Raw genomic sequence first — 15460 nt, 5'->3', positions numbered from 1 at the left:
TCCATCAATCATCGAAAGATTGAATAATCTATTCAATCGACAGGAAATGGAGAACAAATCATGCAAGCCGACCTCGACCGAACCGACCTCCAGCTGCTGCGCGCGCTGCAGGACAACGCCCGCCTGACCTCGGGCGAGCTGGCGCAGATGGCGCACCTGTCGCAGTCGCCGTGCTGGCGGCGGGTGAAAAAGCTGGAGGACGACGGCGTGATCGGCGGCTACCACGCGGGCCTGAACCGGCGCGCGCTGGGCTTCGGCGTGCTGGCCTTCGTGATGGTCGGCATCGACCACCAGACCGAAATTTCGTCGCGCGCCTTCGAGGACGCGGTGTGCGCCATTCCCGAGGTGGTGATGTTCCACGGCATCTCGGGGCCGGCGGATTTCATCCTCGTGGTGGTCGCGAAGGACCTCGATGCGTATTCCGACCTGCTGCAGCGCAAGCTGCACCGGCTGCCGGGCGTGCGCCATGTGCAGACGCATTTCTCGCTGCAGGAGTTCAAGGGGCAGCTCGGCGGGTTACCGGTGCCCGTGGCCTGAGTCGACCTGTCGTCAGTGCAGCTCGTCGGCCAGCAGGGGCAGCCCATGCCGCAGGCGCGCGCGCTGGCAGGCGTCGCTGCCGGCCTGCAGCTCGTGGCAAGGGTTCGGCCGCCATTCGTAGATGCCGCAAGCCACCGACTGGCCGATCTTGCCGGTGAGCGCGGCGCAACGCGCCGGCGTGTGGTCGGTGCCGCGCATGCGGCACAGGGCGTCGTTCACGTCGACCGCCAGGCCCGAGGGCACGCGGCCGCCGTGGTCGTCGAGCTCGTGGACGCTGAAGTCGACGCGGTAGCTGGCGCAGCAGGCGCCGCAGGTCTGGCAGGGATTCATGGGGCGAGCAGCGCGGCGTCACGCACGCGCTGCAGCATGCGGCGGCGGATCAGCCCGCTCGCGGGTCGGATCAGCAGCCAGTAGGCGGTGAAGCGGCGCTGCGCGGCGGCATCGCCACACCAGACCCGGGTCCGGGTGGTGAGGCGCGTGCCCGTGCCCTCGGGCTCGGCCGTGAAGTGAAGCACCAGCTTGGCTAGGCCCGTGGCATCGAGCGCGGCGAAGGCCGGGCCGTCGGCCAGCGGGACCAGGCCGTAGTCGAAGCGCCAGAAGCGGCCGGCCAGGCCGAAGGCCAGTTCGCGCTCGCCGTCGCGTCCCAGCGGCGTGAAGTCGGCAAAACCGAAGGCCTCGCGCTGGCGCAGCGTGGGAGCGGCCAGGCCGAGCCGGCTGGCCAACCGGTTCGGCAGTTCGCGCAGCGCGATCAGGCTGCGCGCCACGGGGTCGTCGGTGATCTCGGGCCGGGCCGCCATGTCGAGCACGCGCGCGGGCGACGCGGGCACGTGGAGGCTGTGCGTCTCCGCGAACTGGTAGCGCGGCAGGTAGCGGTTCATCAGCTCCATGCGGCGCCTGGGTGGTTCAGCGGTTCGGTGCCTGTCAGAGCCTGCCGAGCAGCAGGAACTCCATCAGCGCTTTTTGCGCGTGCAGGCGGTTCTCGGCCTCGTCCCACACGACCGACTGCGGGCCGTCGATGACCTCGGCCTGCACTTCCTCGCCGCGGTGCGCGGGCAGGCAGTGCATGAAGAGGGCGTCGGTCTGGGCGATGCGCATCATGTCCTCGTCGACGCACCAATCGGCGAAGGCCTTGCGGCGCGCCTCGTTCTCGGCCTCGTAGCCCATGCTGGTCCACACGTCGGTGGTGACGAGGTCGGCGCCGCGGCAGGCTTCCATCGGGTCCTGGAAGACCTTGTAGCTGTCGCCCGAGCGGATGCCCGCGATCGACTGGTCGACCTCGTAGCCGCTGGGCGTGCTCACGTGCACCGTGAAGCCCAGGATCTCGGCGGCCTGCAGCCAGGTGTTGGCCATGTTGTTGCCGTCGCCGACCCACGCCACCGTCTTGCCCTGGATCGAGCCGCGGTGCTCGATGTAGGTGAAGATGTCCGCCAGGATCTGGCAGGGGTGGAACTCGTTGGTCAGGCCGTTGATGACGGGCACGCGCGAGTGCGCGGCGAAGGCGTCGATCTTGGTCTGCTCGTAGGTGCGGATCATCACCAGGTCGACCATGCGGCTGATGACCTTGGCGCTGTCCTCGATGGGCTCGGCGCGGCCCAACTGGCTGTCGCCCGTGGTCAGGTGCACCACGCTGCCGCCGAGCTGGTACATGCCGGCCTCGAAGCTCACGCGGGTGCGCGTGCTGGCCTTCTCGAAGATCATGGCCAGCGTGCGGTCGACCAGCGGCTGGTGCTTTTCGTACGTCTTGAACTTCTTCTTGATGATCGCCATGCGATCGAAGAGGTAGACGTACTCGTCGGCCGTGAGGTCCGAGAACTGCAGGTAGTGGCGCAGGGCGTTCGGTGCGGCGGCGGTCGTCATTGCGCAACAGGCTCCGAGAGGAAGGTTTTGACGATCGGCGCGAGGATCGCGACGATCTCGTCGGCTTCGGCAATGCTCAGGATGAGCGGCGGCACGAGGCGGATCACCTTGTCGGCCGTCACGCTCAGCAGCAGGCCGGCGTCGCAGGCGCGGTTCAGGATCGCGCCGCAGGGGCGGTCGAGCTCGATGCCCAGCATCAGGCCCTGGCCGCGGATTTCCTTCACGCCCGGCAAGCTGCCGATTTCGCGTTCCAGCGCGGCCTTCAGGTGGGCGCCGACGGTGGCGGCGTTCTCGAGCAGCTTGTGCTCTTCCATGATGCGGATGGTTTCCACACCGGCGCGCATGGCCAGCGGGTTGCCGCCGAAGGTGGTGCCGTGGTTGCCCGGGCCGAAGATGTTGGCGGCCTTGGGGCCGGCCACGACGGCGCCGATCGGCACGCCCGAGCCCAGGCCCTTGGCCAGCGGCATCACGTCAGGCTTGATGCCCGCCCACTGGTGGGCGAACCACTTGCCGGTGCGGCCCATGCCGCATTGCACTTCGTCGATCATCATGAGCCAGTCGCGCTCGTCGCACAGCGCGCGCACTTGCTTGAGGTAGTCGACGCGCATCGGGTTGATGCCGCCTTCGCCCTGGATGGTTTCGAAGAACACGGCGACCACGTTGGGGTTGCCTTCGGTGGCCTTCTTCAGCGCCTCGATGTCGTTCAGCGGCACGCGAATGAAGCCTTCGACCAGCGGGCCGAAGCCGGCCTGCACCTTGGGGTTGCCGGTGGCCGACAGCGTGGCGATGCTGCGGCCGTGGAAGGCGGCTTCGTAGACGACGATCTCGGGGCGCTCGATGCCCTTGTCGTGGCCGTACTTGCGGGCCAGCTTCAGGGCCGCTTCGTTGGCTTCCAGGCCGGTGCAGCAGAAGAAAGCGTTGGTCAGGCCCGACAGCTCGGTGAGCTTGGTGGCGAGCTGTTCCTGGCCGGTCACGTGGTAGTAGTTGGAGCTGTGGATCAGCTTGGTCAGCTGGTCCTGCAGGGCGGGCACCAGCTCGGGGTGGTTGTGGCCCAGCGTGTTGACGGCGATGCCGCCCAGACCGTCGAGGTAGGCCTTGCCCGTGGTGTCCCAGACTCGGCAGCCCTGGCCGTGCGACAGCGCGATCGGCAGGCGACCGTAGGTGTTCATGACGTGGGGCGAGGTGGGTTGCTGGGCGGTGGCGCTCATTCGGTTCTCCAGATAGGGAACGCGAATTCTAGGCGTGCGGTTTGACGGCTTCGTTGAGGATTCCGCATCACAGCAATGCCCCCCATTCAGGATGCAAAAAGGGCCCCGGATACAATCGCTTGCTGCACCGCAGCACCTGTTCCGGTCGCCTCACTTCACGATGATTTCCCCCAACGCCAAAGAAATCTTCATCCAGGGCATCACCCACGATGGCCGCACTTTTCGTCCCAGCGACTGGGCCGAACGCCTCGCCGGCGTCATGTGCTCCTTCCGCCCCGGCGGCGCCTACCCGGGCAGCCACCTGAGCTACTCGCCCTGGTGCATTCCCACGACCATCAACGGCGTGAAATGCGTGGTGGTGAACCGCGCCCTGCGCGACGCCGAGCCCATGGCCTGGGACTTCTGCGTGAACTTCGCCAAAGACAACAACCTGCAGGTGGCCGAGGCCTGCCTGGTGCCCGACCCGGCGGACACGCCGCCCCCTCCCAAAAAGGCCTGACTTCCAGGCCTTTTTCTTTTCTGTGCAGGCCGCTCTGGCCTGGGTGCTTTTCGAGCACCCATGAAAAAACCGCCCGAAGGCGGTTTTTCACTTTTGCTTGCTGCAGCGCACCCCGATCAAACGGCGGACCGGAGGATTCCGGTCCGGGCTTGCCTGACAGGTGTCAGGCGGCGGCCTTTTCAGGCGCCAGGGCGAGGGCCTTGACCTTGGCCGACAGGCGGCTCTTGTCGCGGGCGGCCTTGTTCTTGTGGAAGATGCCCTTGTCGGCGACGGTGTCGACGATGCTCTGGGCCTTCGCGAACAGTTCGCTTGCCTTGGTCTTGTCGCCAGCCAGAACAGCCTTTTCGACGTTCTTGACAGCGGTACGGTATTTGGAGCGCAGCGAGGTGTTCGCAGCGTTGAGCTTGACGTCCTGGCGGACGCGCTTGCGGCCCGACGCGAGGCGCGGGTTCTTCTTCTTGGGCTTGGCGGATGCCATATTTAGTGTTCCTTAGGTGTCTGAGGATGATGCAGCAAAGCCCTCCATTATAGGCCGGGTTCCGGTTTTTGCCGAATTGCCTGCTTTTGCCACCTTTCGCAGCCCTACACTCGCCCCGTGTCCCTGTTCAAATCCGCCTCCACCGTCTCCCTGCTGACCCTCGCTTCGCGGATCACGGGCCTCGTGCGCGACGTGCTGTTTGCCTCGGTGTTCGGCGTCAGCGCGCTCACCGACGCCTTCAACGTCGCCTTTCGCATCCCCAACCTGTTTCGCCGCGTGTTCGGCGAGGGCGCCTTCAGCCAGGCCTTCGTGCCGGTGCTGGCCGCGCGCAAGACCGAGGCGGGGCAGGAGGGCGCCCGGGAGCTGGTCGACCACGTCGCCACGCTGCTGACCTGGGCCCTGGTGGTGCTGTGCGTGGCCGGCGTGGCCGGCGCGCCGCTGCTGGTCTGGGCCATGGCCAGCGGCCTGCAGGGCTTCGACGCCGCCGTGGTCATGACGCGCTGGATGTTCCCCTACATCGGCTTCATGTCGCTGGTGGCGCTGGCGGGCGGCATTCTCAACACCTGGCGCAAGTTCGCGGTGCCGGCGGCGTCGCCGGTGCTGCTCAACATCGCGCTGATCCTGTCGATCTCCATCGGCGCGCCGCTGTTTCGCCGCTATGGCATCGAGCCGATCTACGCCCAGTGCGTGGGCGTGATGGTCGGCGGCGTGCTGCAGCTGGCCCTGCAGATTCCGGCGCTGCGCGCGCTGGGGCTCCTGCCGCGCATCGGCGCCAGCTTCAAGGCGCTGCGCGCCGCGTGGACCGATCCGACCACCCGCAAGGTCATGAAGCTCATGCTGCCGGCGCTGCTGGGCGTGAGCGTGGCGCAGATCTCGCTGCTCATCAACACGCAGATCGCCTCGCACCTGGCCACCGGCAGCGTGACCTGGGTCACCAACGCCGACCGGCTGATGGAATTCCCCACCGCCATGCTCGGCGTGGCGCTGGGCGTGGTGCTGATGCCGCAGCTCGCGGGCGCCCGCGCCGCCAAGGACGACGCGCGCTACTCCTCGCTGCTCGACTGGGGCCTGCGCCTCGTGGTGCTGCTGGCGGCGCCGTGCGCCGTGGCGCTGCTGCTGTTCGCCAAGCCGCTCGTGGCGGTGCTGTTCCACAACGGCGCCTACACCGGCGAGGACGTCGGCCGCACCACCGTGGCGCTCATGGGCTACGGCGTGGGGCTGGTCGGCCTCGTGGCCGTCAAGGTGCTCGCGCCCGGCTACTACGCCAAGCACGACACGCGCACGCCCATGCTGATCGCCGTGACGGTGCTGGTGTTCACGCAGGTGCTCAACTTCTTCTTGGTGCCGCTGCTGCAGCACGCGGCGCTCACACTGACCATCGGCATCGGGGCGCTGGTCAACGCGCTGTGGCTGCTGATCGGCCTGATCCGACGCGGCAGCTACACCCCCGAGCCCGGCTGGGGCAAGTTTGCGCTGCAGGTGCTGCTGGGCACCGTGGTGCTGGCGGCCCTGCTGGCCTGGGGCGCGCATTATTTCGACTGGGTCGGCCTGCGCGCGCAGCGCCTGCACCGCATCGGCCTTCTGGCCGCGCTCATCGCCGGCGCCGCGCTGCTCTATTTCGCCGTGCTCACCGCCGCAGGCGTGCGCCTGCGCAGTTTCATGCGCCGCTGAAGCGCCGTTGGCGAGCCGGAAAACACTGCCTTGACGCTCCCCGCGGGCTCCTCTACAAAGCCATATGACGTTCAGCTACCAGGTTCCCACGGCACTGGAATATTTCGAGTCGCTGGTCGGCAGCGATGACCACTTTCCGCTGCTCGAAGCGGCCGCCAGCATCGCGCAGGACGAATACCCCGAACTCGACGTGCAGCAGGTGCTGGGCGACGTCGACCAGTTGCTCGCGCGCCTCAAGCGCCGCCTGCCGGCCGACGCCGCGCCGCTGGCCCGGCTGCGCGCGCTGAACCAGTTCTTCTTCAGCGACCTGAATTTCGGCGGCAACGTCAACGACTACTACGACCCCGACAACAGCTACCTGAACGCCGTGCTGCGCACCCGCCGCGGCATTCCGATCTCGCTGGCCGTGCTGTGGATGGAACTGGCCCAGGGCCTGGGCCTGCAGACGCGCGGCATCAGCTTCCCGGGGCATTTCATGGTCAAGGTCACGCTGCCCAAGGGGCAGGTCGTGATCGACCCGTTCTCCGGCAAGTCGCTCTCGCGCGAAGAGCTGGGCGAGCGGCTCGAACCCTACAAGCGTGGCAACGGGCTGGTCGGCGAGTTCGACGTGCCGCTGGGCCTGTACCTGCAGCCCGCGAGCCCGCGCGAGATCATCGCGCGCATGCTGCGCAACCTGAAGGAAGTGCACCACGCGCAGGAAGACTGGCCGCGCTACATCGCGGTGCAGAACCGCCTCATTGCCCTCTTGCCCACCGCCTGGGGCGAGCACCGCGACCGCGGCGTGGCGCATGCCGAGCAGGGCCACGCGGCGCTGGCCGTGCGCGACCTCGAAACCTACCTCGCCAACGCCGAAGACGCGCTCGACATCGATGCGATCGCCGAGCGCGTGGCGCTGCTGCGGCGCCTGGCCAACTGACCAGGCCCAACGCCATGACCGACACCCGCACCGGCGTGAGCGCGGCGCCCGACCTGGGCACGCTGCACGAATTCCACGGCGTGCAGCCGGTGTTGCCGGTGTCCGACGTCTCGCGCGCCGCGCGCTGGTTTTCCGAGGTGCTGGGTTTCGAGATCGACTTCATCGCCGGCGAGCCGCCCAGCTACGCCCGCGTGATGAAGGGCGACCGCAGCTATGGCGACCCCGTGTACCTGCGCCTGTGGCAATGCGGCAGCCGCGAAGCCCGGCCGTGGCGCGGCGAAATCGTGATCCACGTCGGCAAGGACATCGACGGCCTGCACGCCGCCTATGTGAAGCGCGGCGTGACCATCATCGAGCCGCCCACTTCCCAGCCCTGGGGCCTGCGCGAATTCGCGATCCGCGAACCCGACGGCCACGTGCTGCGGTTCTGCGGCTATCTCTGAAACACAAAATTACAAACAGATCGATGCGGCCGTGTCGATCCGTGGCCCGCTCGCGCGACGTGTGAACAGGAGCACGCAGATTCCGGCGTCTCCCGATCCCTACCCACTTTCAGGAGAAACGACATGCGATTCATGGTTCTGGTCAAGGCGAGCAAGGATTCCGAAGCCGGCGTGATGCCGAGCACCGAGCTCCTCACCGAGATGGGCCGGTTCAACGAGGAACTGGTCAAGGCCGGCGTGCTGCTGGCGGGCGAGGGGTTGCACCCGTCGTCCAAGGGCGCGCGCGTGCGCTACGAAGGCAAGAAGCGCACCGTCATCGACGGCCCCTTTACCGAGACCAAGGAACTGCTCGCAGGCTTCTGGCTGCTGCAGGTCAAGTCGAAGGAAGAGGCCATTGAATGGATCAAGCGCAGCCCGTTCCAAGAAGGCGAGATCGAGATCCGCCAGGTCTTCGAGGCCACCGATTTCGGCGAGGCCATGACGCCCGAGCTGCTGGCCCAAGAAGACCGTCTGCGCGCCGAGTCGGCTGCCAAGGCCGGTCGCTGAACTTCATCCATTCCTCGAAGGAGAAACGATCATGCGATTCATGCTGCTGATGATTCCCCACGGCTACGAAAACGCCGCGCCCGGCACCGTGCCCGACGACGTCGAACGCGTGGGGTCGATGATGGCCTTCAACGAGTCCCTGCAGAAGGCCGGCGTGCTGATCGGCTGCGAGGGCCTGCATCCGCCGTCGATGGGCGCGCGCGTGAGCTTTCCGGGCGGCAAGCCGAAGGTGGTCGACGGCCCCTTCGCCGAGGTCAAGGAAGTGCTGGGCGGCTACTGGCTGATCGACGTCGCCTCGCGCGCCGAGGCCATCGAATGGGCGAGCCGCTGCCCGGGCAGCGAGAACGAGGTCATCGAGATCCGCCAGGTGCAGGAGATGGAGGACTTCTCGCCCGAGGTGCAGGACGTGGCGAGCGAGTTCACGTCGATGCAGCAGACGCTGAAGAAGTGAGCCGACTCTAGTCTTCCCGCACCAGCCGGATGCCCACCAGCGTGTAGCGCGTGTCCGGCGCATTCCAGTTGCGGTACGACGAGCGGGCATAGAAAGCCCAGGTGTGCCAGGAGCCCCCGCGGCGCACCCGCACGGTGCCCGTGACCGGGCCCTGGGGGTCGTCGACCGGTGAGCGCGCGTAGTATTCGTCGCCATGCCAGTCGGCCACCCACTCCCACGCATTGCCGTGCATGTCGTAGAGGCCCCAGGCGTTCGGCGCGAAGCTGCCGACCGGGGCGGTGAAGGCAAAACCGTCGTCGCCCGCGAGCGCCATCGCACGCCAGCGCGGCCAATGGGCGGCGCTGCGCGTGTCGAACACATTGGCCCCGCGCAGCAGCGTGGCCGGATCGTCCCCTGTGCTGTAGCGCGTGCGCGTGCCGGCGCGGCAGGCGTACTCCCACTCGGCCTCGGTCGGCAGGCGGTAGCGCCGGCCCTCCGTCTTGCTCAGCCAGGCGGCCAGCGCCTGCGCGTCGTTCCAGCTCACGTTGACGACCGGGTGGTCGTCGCCCTGCGCGAAGCCCGGGTTGCGCCACGAGTAGCGCGGGTCGCGGCCCTCGAAGGCGTCGCCGCGCCGCGTGGTGGCGGGGTCGTAGTCGGCGCGCCAGCCGTAGCCACCGGTGCCGTCGGCCACCGATTCGGGCACGTGGCCCGAGGCCTCGAGGAAGCGCCGGAACTGGCCCACCGTCACCTCGTGCCGGCCCATCCAGAACGCCCGTGTGATGCGCACCTTGTGCACCGGCCCTTCGTCGGCCAGCTGGGTGAAGCGCTCCTTGGGCAGTTGGGGGTAGTCGCGTGCCAGCGCCTCGGGCGCCTCGTCGCTGCCCATGAGGAATTCGCCGGCCGGCAATCGCACGAAGGCCATGCCCAGGCTGTTGCGTTCCACGGCAAGGTCGTCCGCCCGCACGCCGCCGCAGGCGAGGCCGAACGCGAAACCCAGGCTCCACAAGACGAGGCGTGGTGTCATGGCCGCATGCTATCCGGCTCGCCGGGCCGCAGCGAGGCGGCATGAGCCGCGGACCAGACACCGCCGCCATCCACCGCGCCATCGAGGCGGTCTGGCGCATCGAGTCCGCGAAGATCATCGCCGCGCTCGCGCGCAAGGTGCGCGATGTGGGCCTGGCCGAAGAGCTGGCGCAGGACGCGCTGGTGACCGCGCTCGAGCAGTGGCCCGTCGACGGCGTGCCCGACAACCCCGCCGCCTGGCTCACGCAGGTGGCCAAGCACCGCGCCCTCGACCGCCTGCGCCACGTGCAGCTGGCCGAGCGCAAGGCGCCCGAGATCGGCCGCGAGCTCGACGCGCTGCACGCCATGGCGCAGGCCGACTTCGCGCAGGCGGTGGATGCGGCGCTCGACGACGACATCGGCGACGACCTGCTGCGCCTGGTGTTCACCGCCTGCCATCCCGTGCTCTCGACCGAGGCGCGCGTGGCGCTCACCCTGCGACTGATGGGCGGCCTCACGACCGACGAGATCGCGCGCGCCTTTCTCGTGCCCGAGGCCACCGTGGCGCAGCGCATCGTGCGCGCCAAGCGCACGCTGGCGGAGGCGCGCGTGCCCTTCGAGGTGCCGCGACGCCACGAGCTCGAAGCCCGGCTGGCCTCGGTGCTCGAGGTGCTCTACCTGATCTTCAACGAAGGCTACTCGGCCACCGCCGGCGACGACTGGATGCGCCCCGTGCTGTGCGACGAGGCGCTGCGCCTGGGCCGCATCGTGGCCGAGCTGGTGCCCGGCCAGGCCGAGGTGCACGGGCTGGTCGCGCTGATGGAAATCCAGGCCTCGCGCACCGCCGCGCGCGTGGGGGCCTCAGGCGAGCCGGTGCTGCTGCTCGACCAGAACCGCGCGCGCTGGGACCCGATGCTGATCCGCCGCGGCCTGGCGGCGCTGGCGCGCGCCGAAGCGCTGGGCGGCGCGCTCGGCCCTTATGCGCTGCAGGCCGCCATCGCCGCCTGCCACGCCCGCGCGCGCACCGCGGGCGAGACCGACTGGGCCCGCATTGCGGCGCTGTACGACGCGCTGGCCGTGCTGTCGCCGTCGCCCATCGTCGAGCTGAACCGCGCGGTCGCGCTGTCGATGGCCTTCGGGCCGGCGGCCGGGCTGGAGGTGGTCGATGCGCTGCAGGACGAGCCGGCGCTGAAGGGCTACCACCTGCTGCCGACCGTGCGCGGCGACCTGCTCTTCAAGCTGGGCCGCCGCGACGAGGCGCGCCGGGAGTTCCAGCGCGCTGCCTCGCTCACGCGCAACACGCGCGAACAGGCGCTGCTGCGGGCGCGCGCCGAGGCCTGCGGCGACAAGCCTTAGCGGACGGGCGCGGACGTGCCCGCGGAGGGCGAGCCCGGCAACCCGAACTGGTGCCACGCGCGGCGCAGCTGCGTGTCCGAGCCGAAGCCCGACAGCTCGGCCGCCCGCGTCACGCTGGCGCCCGAGGCCAGCGCCAGTTGCGCGGCGGCCAGCCGCAGCCGGCGCAGATAGGCCAGCGGCGCCACGCCCGCGTGCTCGACGAACAGGCGCGTCAGGTGCCGCGCCGAGGTGTGGGCGACCTCGGCCATGCGCGGCACGCTCCAGTCGGCCTGCGGTTGCTCGCTGACCGCGTCCTGCACCCGGTGCAGCGCCGCGTGCAGGTGGTTGCGGTAGGCGAGAAAGGGCGACAGCTCCGGGTCGTGCGGGCCGCGCCGCAGCGCGACCACCATCGCCTGTGCCACCTGGGCCGCCAGCGCCTCGCCGCAGGTGTCGGCGATGCGGTGCAGCATCAGGTCGATGCCCGTCGTGACGCCCGCGCTGCTGTAGACCGGCGGGTCGATCACGAACACGCGGTTGCTCACCACCTCGCAGCGCGGCTCCACGGTGCGCAGCTCGTCCAGGTGATGGTGGTGCGTGGTGACGCGCCGCCCCGTGAGCGCGCCCGCGTGCGCCGCGAGCAGCGCGCCCGCGCAGACCGTGACCAGCTCGACGCCGCCGCGCGTGAAGCGCTGGCCGCGCAGCCAGTGCAGCAGGTCCTGCGCCTCGGGCGTGTCGGTCGCGATGGTGTCGCCCGGCAGGCCGACCAGCACCACCCAGCCCGGGCCGTCCCACTGCGTCGGCAATGGCGACAGCCCCGACAGCGCGACGCCGACCGAGCCCATGACGGTCGGCCGCGGCCCCGCGAATTCGATGACGAAGCGCTCGGGCTGGCCCGCCGCGCGCAGCCGCTGGTTGGCGATGCGCAGCGCCTCGGCCGGCCCGGCCCAGTCGAGCACCAGGCTGTCGGGCAGGAGCACGAAAACTACGCGGAGGGGTGCTCGTTGCGGGTCCATGTGTAGTCCATCTGGCGCGCCGTGCGCTCGGCCAGTTCGCGCCCGGCCAGGCGTTCGACCAGGTGCAGGCTCATGTCGATGCCCGCGCTGATGCCGGCCGAGCTGACGATGCGGCCGGTGTCGACCCAGCGCACGCCGTCGCGCACGTCGAGCTGCGGGAACTGCGCGCGCAGGTCGGCGAGGTCTTCCCAGTGCGTGGTGACCGCCTCGCGCGTCACGACGCCGCTTTGCGCCAGCAGGAAGACGCCGGTACAGACCGAGGCGACGAGCTGCGCGCCGGCCGCGCACCGGGCGATCCAGCGCAGGGTGTCGGGGCTCGCCATGGGCGCGTCGACCACGCCGCCGGGGACGACCAGCACGTCGGCGGTGGCGGCGGCATCGGCCAGCGTGTGGTCGGCGAGCAGCCGCAGGCCGGCGCGCGCCTGCACCGGTTCCCCGGCGCGGGTGTGGGCGACCGAGGCGACCTCGAACGGCGCGGGCGAACCCGGCTGCAGGCGCTGGTGGACGCGGGCAGCGGTGGTGAAGACCTCGAAGGGGCCGGCGAAATCGAGCGCCTCGACGCCGTCGTAGGCCAGGATGCGCACGCGCAGCGGGGTCATGCAGCGGCGCTTTCCGTGGCGCGTTCAAGTGCCTGCGCCACGCTGCAGACCGTGGCGAAGCGCCCGTCCAGCACGGTCGCGGTGCGCGCCTTGATGTCGGCGGCCGACAGCGGCCGGCCGTCGGGCTGCACCATGTCGAAGGTGAGGGTGGCGTCGGTCACATAGTCGACCTCCCAGCCCAGGTCCGAGGCGTGGCGCGTGGTGGTTTCGCAGCATTGCTCGGTGCGGATGCCGCTCACGATCAGGCGGCGGATGCCGTGCTGCGTGAGCCATACGTCCAGGCCGCTGTTGACCAGCGCGCTGTGGCGGTGCTTGGTGAAGGTGGCGGCGGCCTCGAAGGGCGCGAGGCCCTCGATCGGGCGCACGTGGCCCGATTCGAGCGCGAAGGGGTTGGCCGGCGATGGCGGCGCGTCGACGTGGAAGACGCGCACGACGGGCAGTCCGGCCGCCACGGCGCCGGCGATCAGCGCGTTCTGGGCCTCGAGGTAGGGCGCGAGCAGGGCGGCGTTCCAGTAGGGGCGGTGGCGGAACGATTCCTGGGCGTCGATCACAATCAGACAGGTGGTCATGGCGGCGGCGGGCAAGGCAAAGTGGATGATGCCGCCTATTCTTGGACGCCGCCAGCGCTTCGTCCGCGCCGATGCGGACCGGAACCGATCAGATCAGGACATTGCCTGGTCGCTAGACCAGGCCGCCCGCGTGCAGTTCTTTTTTCAGGTACGCGTAGTACAGCGGCGCGGCCACCAGCCCGGCGGGGCCGAACACCGCCTCGGCCACGAACATCACCGACAGCAGCTCCCAGACGCGCATCTGCGTGCGCGCGCCGACCACCTTGGCGTTGATCACGTACTCGGCCTTGTGGATCAGGATCAGGAAGGCCAGGCAGGCCGCGGCCGTGACCGGCGACACCGACAGCGCCACCAGCGTGATCACCGAGTTGCAGACCAGGTTGCCCACGATCGGCACCAGTCCGGCCACGAAGGTCAGCGTGATGAGCGCGGGCGTGTAGGGCAGCTCGAGGCCCCACAGCGGCATCAGGAACAGCAGGAAGATCGCGGTCAGCAGCGTGTTGAAGGCGGCGATCCAGAACTGCGCCGCCACGATCTGGCCGAAGGCCTCGCCGAAGGTGGTGATGCGCTGGAACATCTGCTGCGCCAGTGGCCGGCGCTGGGCCGGCGGCGGTGCCACGGCGGCCAGCGCGCCGATGATCAGGCCCACGTAGGCGAACAGCAGCCCGCCCAGCCAGGCGCGCCCGGCCATGGCGAGCGAGCCGGCCTGCGTGCGCAGGTAGTTGGCGACGATGCGCTGCACCTCGGCCGCGCCCTCGGGCAGGTAGACGGCGATGTCGGGCGGCAGCTTGGAGCGCAGTTCGAGCACCGTGCGGGCCGTGTAGTCGAGCAGTTCGCGGTACTGGTCGGGCGCATCGAGCACGTACTCGCGCGCCTGGGAGAACCCCAGCGTGACCAGGCCGATCGGGCCCAGCAGCACCAGCGTGACCGCCACCACCCGGGCCAGGCTGTCGGCGCCGGAACGCAGGGGCTTCAGGCGCGACAGCCAGCCGCCCAGCAGCCGGGCGAACCAGCGTGCGACCAGGAAGCCGATGCACACGCACAGCAGCCCCGGCAGCAGGTGCTGCCACATCACGAGCATCAGCCCCGCGAGCATCAGCAGGTAGCTGGCCAGTACCACGTGGCGGGAGGCGGCGGCCGGGGGCGGGGCGGCGAGGGTGGCGTCGGGCAGCGGCGTGGCCATCCGGGGAGCGGGGCGTGCGGTGAGAAAAAGAAAGAAGAACGGGCGCGCGATCAGGCGACGACCACGGCCGCGCCGTTGCCGCGCTCGGCGATTACGCCGATCTCGTGCACCGACTCACCGGCAGCGCGCAGCGTGGCGGCGCAGGCGGCGGCTTCGGCTGCATCGATCACCACGACCATGCCGATGCCGTTGTTGAAGGTGCGGTTCATCTCGATGTCGTCGATGCCGGCCACCTTCTGCAGCCAGGCGAAGAGCTCGGTCTGGGGCCAGCTGCCCTTCTTCAGGTGGGCGGCGGTGCCTTCGGGCAGCACGCGCGGGATGTTCTCGAGCAGGCCGCCGCCGGTGATGTGGGCCAGCGCCTTGATCGGGTGCTTGCCCAGCGCTTCGAGCACGGGCTTCACGTACAGGTGGGTGGGTTCCATCACGGCTTCGCGGAAGGGCTTGCCGTCGAGGGTGGCGGGCAGGTCGGCGCCGGCGCGCTCGATCACCTTGCGCACGAGGCTGAAACCGTTGGAATGCACGCCGGCCGAGGCCAGGCCCAGCACCACGTCGCCGGGCTTGACGTTCTGGCCGGTGAGGATCTTGGACTTTTCGACCGCGCCGACCGCAAAACCGGCCAGGTCGTACTCGCCGGCCGGGTACATGCCGGGCATTTCGGCGGTTTCGCCGCCAATGAGGGCACAACCCGAGATTTCGCAGCCGCGGGCGATGCCGCCGACCACGGCCGCGGCCGTGTCCACGTCGAGCTTGCCGCAGGCGAAATAGTCGAGGAAGAACAGGGGCTCGGCGCCCTGCACCAGCACGTCGTTGACGCTCATGGCCACGAGGTCGATGCCGACCGTGTCGTGCATGTTCCATTCGAAGGCCAGCTTGAGCTTGGTGCCCACGCCGTCGGTGCCGCTCACCAGCACCGGTTCCTTGTAGCGCTTGGGCACTTCGAACAGGGCGCCGAAGCCGCCGATGCCGGCGAGCACGCCTTCGCGCATGGTTTTCTTCGCCAGCGGCTTGATGCGGTCGACCAGGGCGTCGCCTGCGTCGATATCGACACCGGCGTCCTTGTAGTTGAGCGGGGTGGGCGTGGAGGAGGTCATGGGCGGGCGGTGTCGAGAAGAAGGAGCGAAAAGGTTCGCGAAGCGGCGAGGAAGGGCGGGCAGGGGAGGCGCCGGCGACCGAG

The 15460-nt window shown here is 69.5% G+C and carries 19 protein-coding genes; 8 read left to right on the top strand and 11 right to left on the bottom strand.

All coding sequences use genetic code 11. The features are described 5' to 3' along the window. Positions 1-60 precede the first annotated feature (60 nt). Positions 61-537, top strand: a complete 477-nt coding sequence (locus AC1RL8_RS14295) for an Lrp/AsnC family transcriptional regulator (RefSeq protein ID WP_062477192.1) — start codon at positions 61-63, stop codon at positions 535-537. A gap of 12 nt (positions 538-549) precedes the next feature. On the opposite strand, the gene AC1RL8_RS14290 is transcribed toward AC1RL8_RS14295, so the two are convergent. From AC1RL8_RS14290 to AC1RL8_RS14275, 4 genes are read right to left on the bottom strand one after another with little or no spacing between them, the layout of a single operon-like run. Further along, complete coding sequence (locus AC1RL8_RS14290; RefSeq protein WP_492684591.1) at positions 550-867, bottom strand: YkgJ family cysteine cluster protein; 318 nt, start codon at positions 865-867, stop codon at positions 550-552. Further along, entirely contained in the window at positions 864-1424 is a 561-nt protein-coding gene (locus AC1RL8_RS14285) for a hypothetical protein (protein WP_492684590.1), read from the bottom strand. The genes AC1RL8_RS14290 and AC1RL8_RS14285 overlap by 4 nt, the downstream gene beginning before the upstream one ends. A 34-nt stretch (positions 1425-1458) precedes the next feature. Next, on the bottom strand, positions 1459-2394 hold the full coding sequence (gene argF / locus AC1RL8_RS14280; RefSeq protein ID WP_139706507.1) for an ornithine carbamoyltransferase: 936 nt from the start codon (positions 2392-2394) through the stop codon (positions 1459-1461). After that, complete coding sequence (locus AC1RL8_RS14275) at positions 2391-3602, bottom strand: aspartate aminotransferase family protein (protein ID WP_492684589.1); 1212 nt, start codon at positions 3600-3602, stop codon at positions 2391-2393. Before AC1RL8_RS14275 ends, argF begins: the two co-directional genes overlap by 4 nt. Positions 3603-3762: 160 nt before the next feature. Here AC1RL8_RS14275 and AC1RL8_RS14270 point away from each other — a divergent pair, with 160 nt between their 5' ends. Next, the gene (locus AC1RL8_RS14270) at positions 3763-4101 is read left to right on the top strand and encodes a DUF3579 domain-containing protein (protein WP_119558463.1); all 339 of its coding nucleotides are present in this window, start codon (positions 3763-3765) and stop codon (positions 4099-4101) included. Positions 4102-4264: 163 nt separating this feature from the next. Here AC1RL8_RS14270 and rpsT read toward each other — a convergent pair whose 3' ends face one another. Then, positions 4265-4579: a 30S ribosomal protein S20 gene (gene rpsT / locus AC1RL8_RS14265; protein ID WP_056571937.1), complete on the bottom strand. Its 315-nt coding sequence runs from the start codon at positions 4577-4579 to the stop codon at positions 4265-4267. Between the two features lie 117 nt (positions 4580-4696). On the opposite strand from rpsT, the gene murJ reads away from it, so the two are divergent. The 5 genes from murJ to AC1RL8_RS14240 all read left to right on the top strand — a co-directional run bounded on the left by murJ (position 4697) and on the right by AC1RL8_RS14240 (position 8606). Further along, entirely contained in the window at positions 4697-6250 is a 1554-nt protein-coding gene (gene murJ / locus AC1RL8_RS14260; RefSeq protein ID WP_070062311.1) for a murein biosynthesis integral membrane protein MurJ, read from the top strand. Positions 6251-6314: 64 nt separating this feature from the next. Next, entirely contained in the window at positions 6315-7166 is an 852-nt protein-coding gene (locus AC1RL8_RS14255; protein WP_492684588.1) for a SirB1 family protein, read from the top strand. Between the two features lie 14 nt (positions 7167-7180). Further along, positions 7181-7609, top strand: a complete 429-nt coding sequence (locus AC1RL8_RS14250; RefSeq protein WP_056571928.1) for a bleomycin resistance protein — start codon at positions 7181-7183, stop codon at positions 7607-7609. 123 nt (positions 7610-7732) lie between these two features. After that, a complete protein-coding gene (locus tag AC1RL8_RS14245; protein ID WP_492684587.1) occupies positions 7733-8155 on the top strand; it encodes a YciI family protein in 423 nt (140 codons plus the stop codon). 31 nt (positions 8156-8186) lie between these two features. Continuing rightward, positions 8187-8606, top strand: a complete 420-nt coding sequence (locus AC1RL8_RS14240; protein ID WP_307694765.1) for a YciI family protein — start codon at positions 8187-8189, stop codon at positions 8604-8606. Positions 8607-8613: 7 nt separating this feature from the next. Here AC1RL8_RS14240 and AC1RL8_RS14235 read toward each other — a convergent pair whose 3' ends face one another. Further along, positions 8614-9507 (bottom strand): formylglycine-generating enzyme family protein, encoded by an 894-nt coding sequence (locus tag AC1RL8_RS14235; RefSeq protein ID WP_492684871.1) that lies wholly within the window; start codon positions 9505-9507, stop codon positions 8614-8616. A 143-nt stretch (positions 9508-9650) separates the two neighbouring features. Here AC1RL8_RS14235 and AC1RL8_RS14230 point away from each other — a divergent pair, with 143 nt between their 5' ends. Next, positions 9651-10943 (top strand): RNA polymerase sigma factor, encoded by a 1293-nt coding sequence (locus AC1RL8_RS14230; RefSeq protein ID WP_492684586.1) that lies wholly within the window; start codon positions 9651-9653, stop codon positions 10941-10943. Here AC1RL8_RS14230 and AC1RL8_RS14225 read toward each other — a convergent pair. From AC1RL8_RS14225 to purM, 5 genes are all read right to left on the bottom strand, one after another. Continuing rightward, complete coding sequence (locus tag AC1RL8_RS14225) at positions 10940-11935, bottom strand: GlxA family transcriptional regulator (protein WP_492684585.1); 996 nt, start codon at positions 11933-11935, stop codon at positions 10940-10942. The two genes, AC1RL8_RS14230 and AC1RL8_RS14225, sit on opposite strands and share 4 nt — an antisense overlap. Continuing rightward, complete coding sequence (locus AC1RL8_RS14220) at positions 11905-12534, bottom strand: DJ-1/PfpI family protein (RefSeq protein ID WP_492684584.1); 630 nt, start codon at positions 12532-12534, stop codon at positions 11905-11907. The genes AC1RL8_RS14225 and AC1RL8_RS14220 overlap by 31 nt, the downstream gene beginning before the upstream one ends. Further along, positions 12531-13103 (bottom strand): isochorismatase family protein, encoded by a 573-nt coding sequence (locus tag AC1RL8_RS14215; protein WP_492684583.1) that lies wholly within the window; start codon positions 13101-13103, stop codon positions 12531-12533. The genes AC1RL8_RS14220 and AC1RL8_RS14215 overlap by 4 nt, the downstream gene beginning before the upstream one ends. 112 nt (positions 13104-13215) lie before the next feature. Beyond that, positions 13216-14286 (bottom strand): AI-2E family transporter, encoded by a 1071-nt coding sequence (locus AC1RL8_RS14210; protein ID WP_492684582.1) that lies wholly within the window; start codon positions 14284-14286, stop codon positions 13216-13218. A 50-nt stretch (positions 14287-14336) separates the two neighbouring features. After that, on the bottom strand, positions 14337-15377 hold the full coding sequence (gene purM, locus AC1RL8_RS14205; RefSeq protein ID WP_492684581.1) for a phosphoribosylformylglycinamidine cyclo-ligase: 1041 nt from the start codon (positions 15375-15377) through the stop codon (positions 14337-14339). Positions 15378-15460: the final 83 nt, after the last annotated feature.

It is taken from the genome of Variovorax sp. GW822-FHT04E09 (assembly GCF_058800845.1).
The sequence above is the reverse complement of the archived record's forward strand: the minus strand, read 5'-3'. Positions and strand labels throughout refer to the sequence as shown.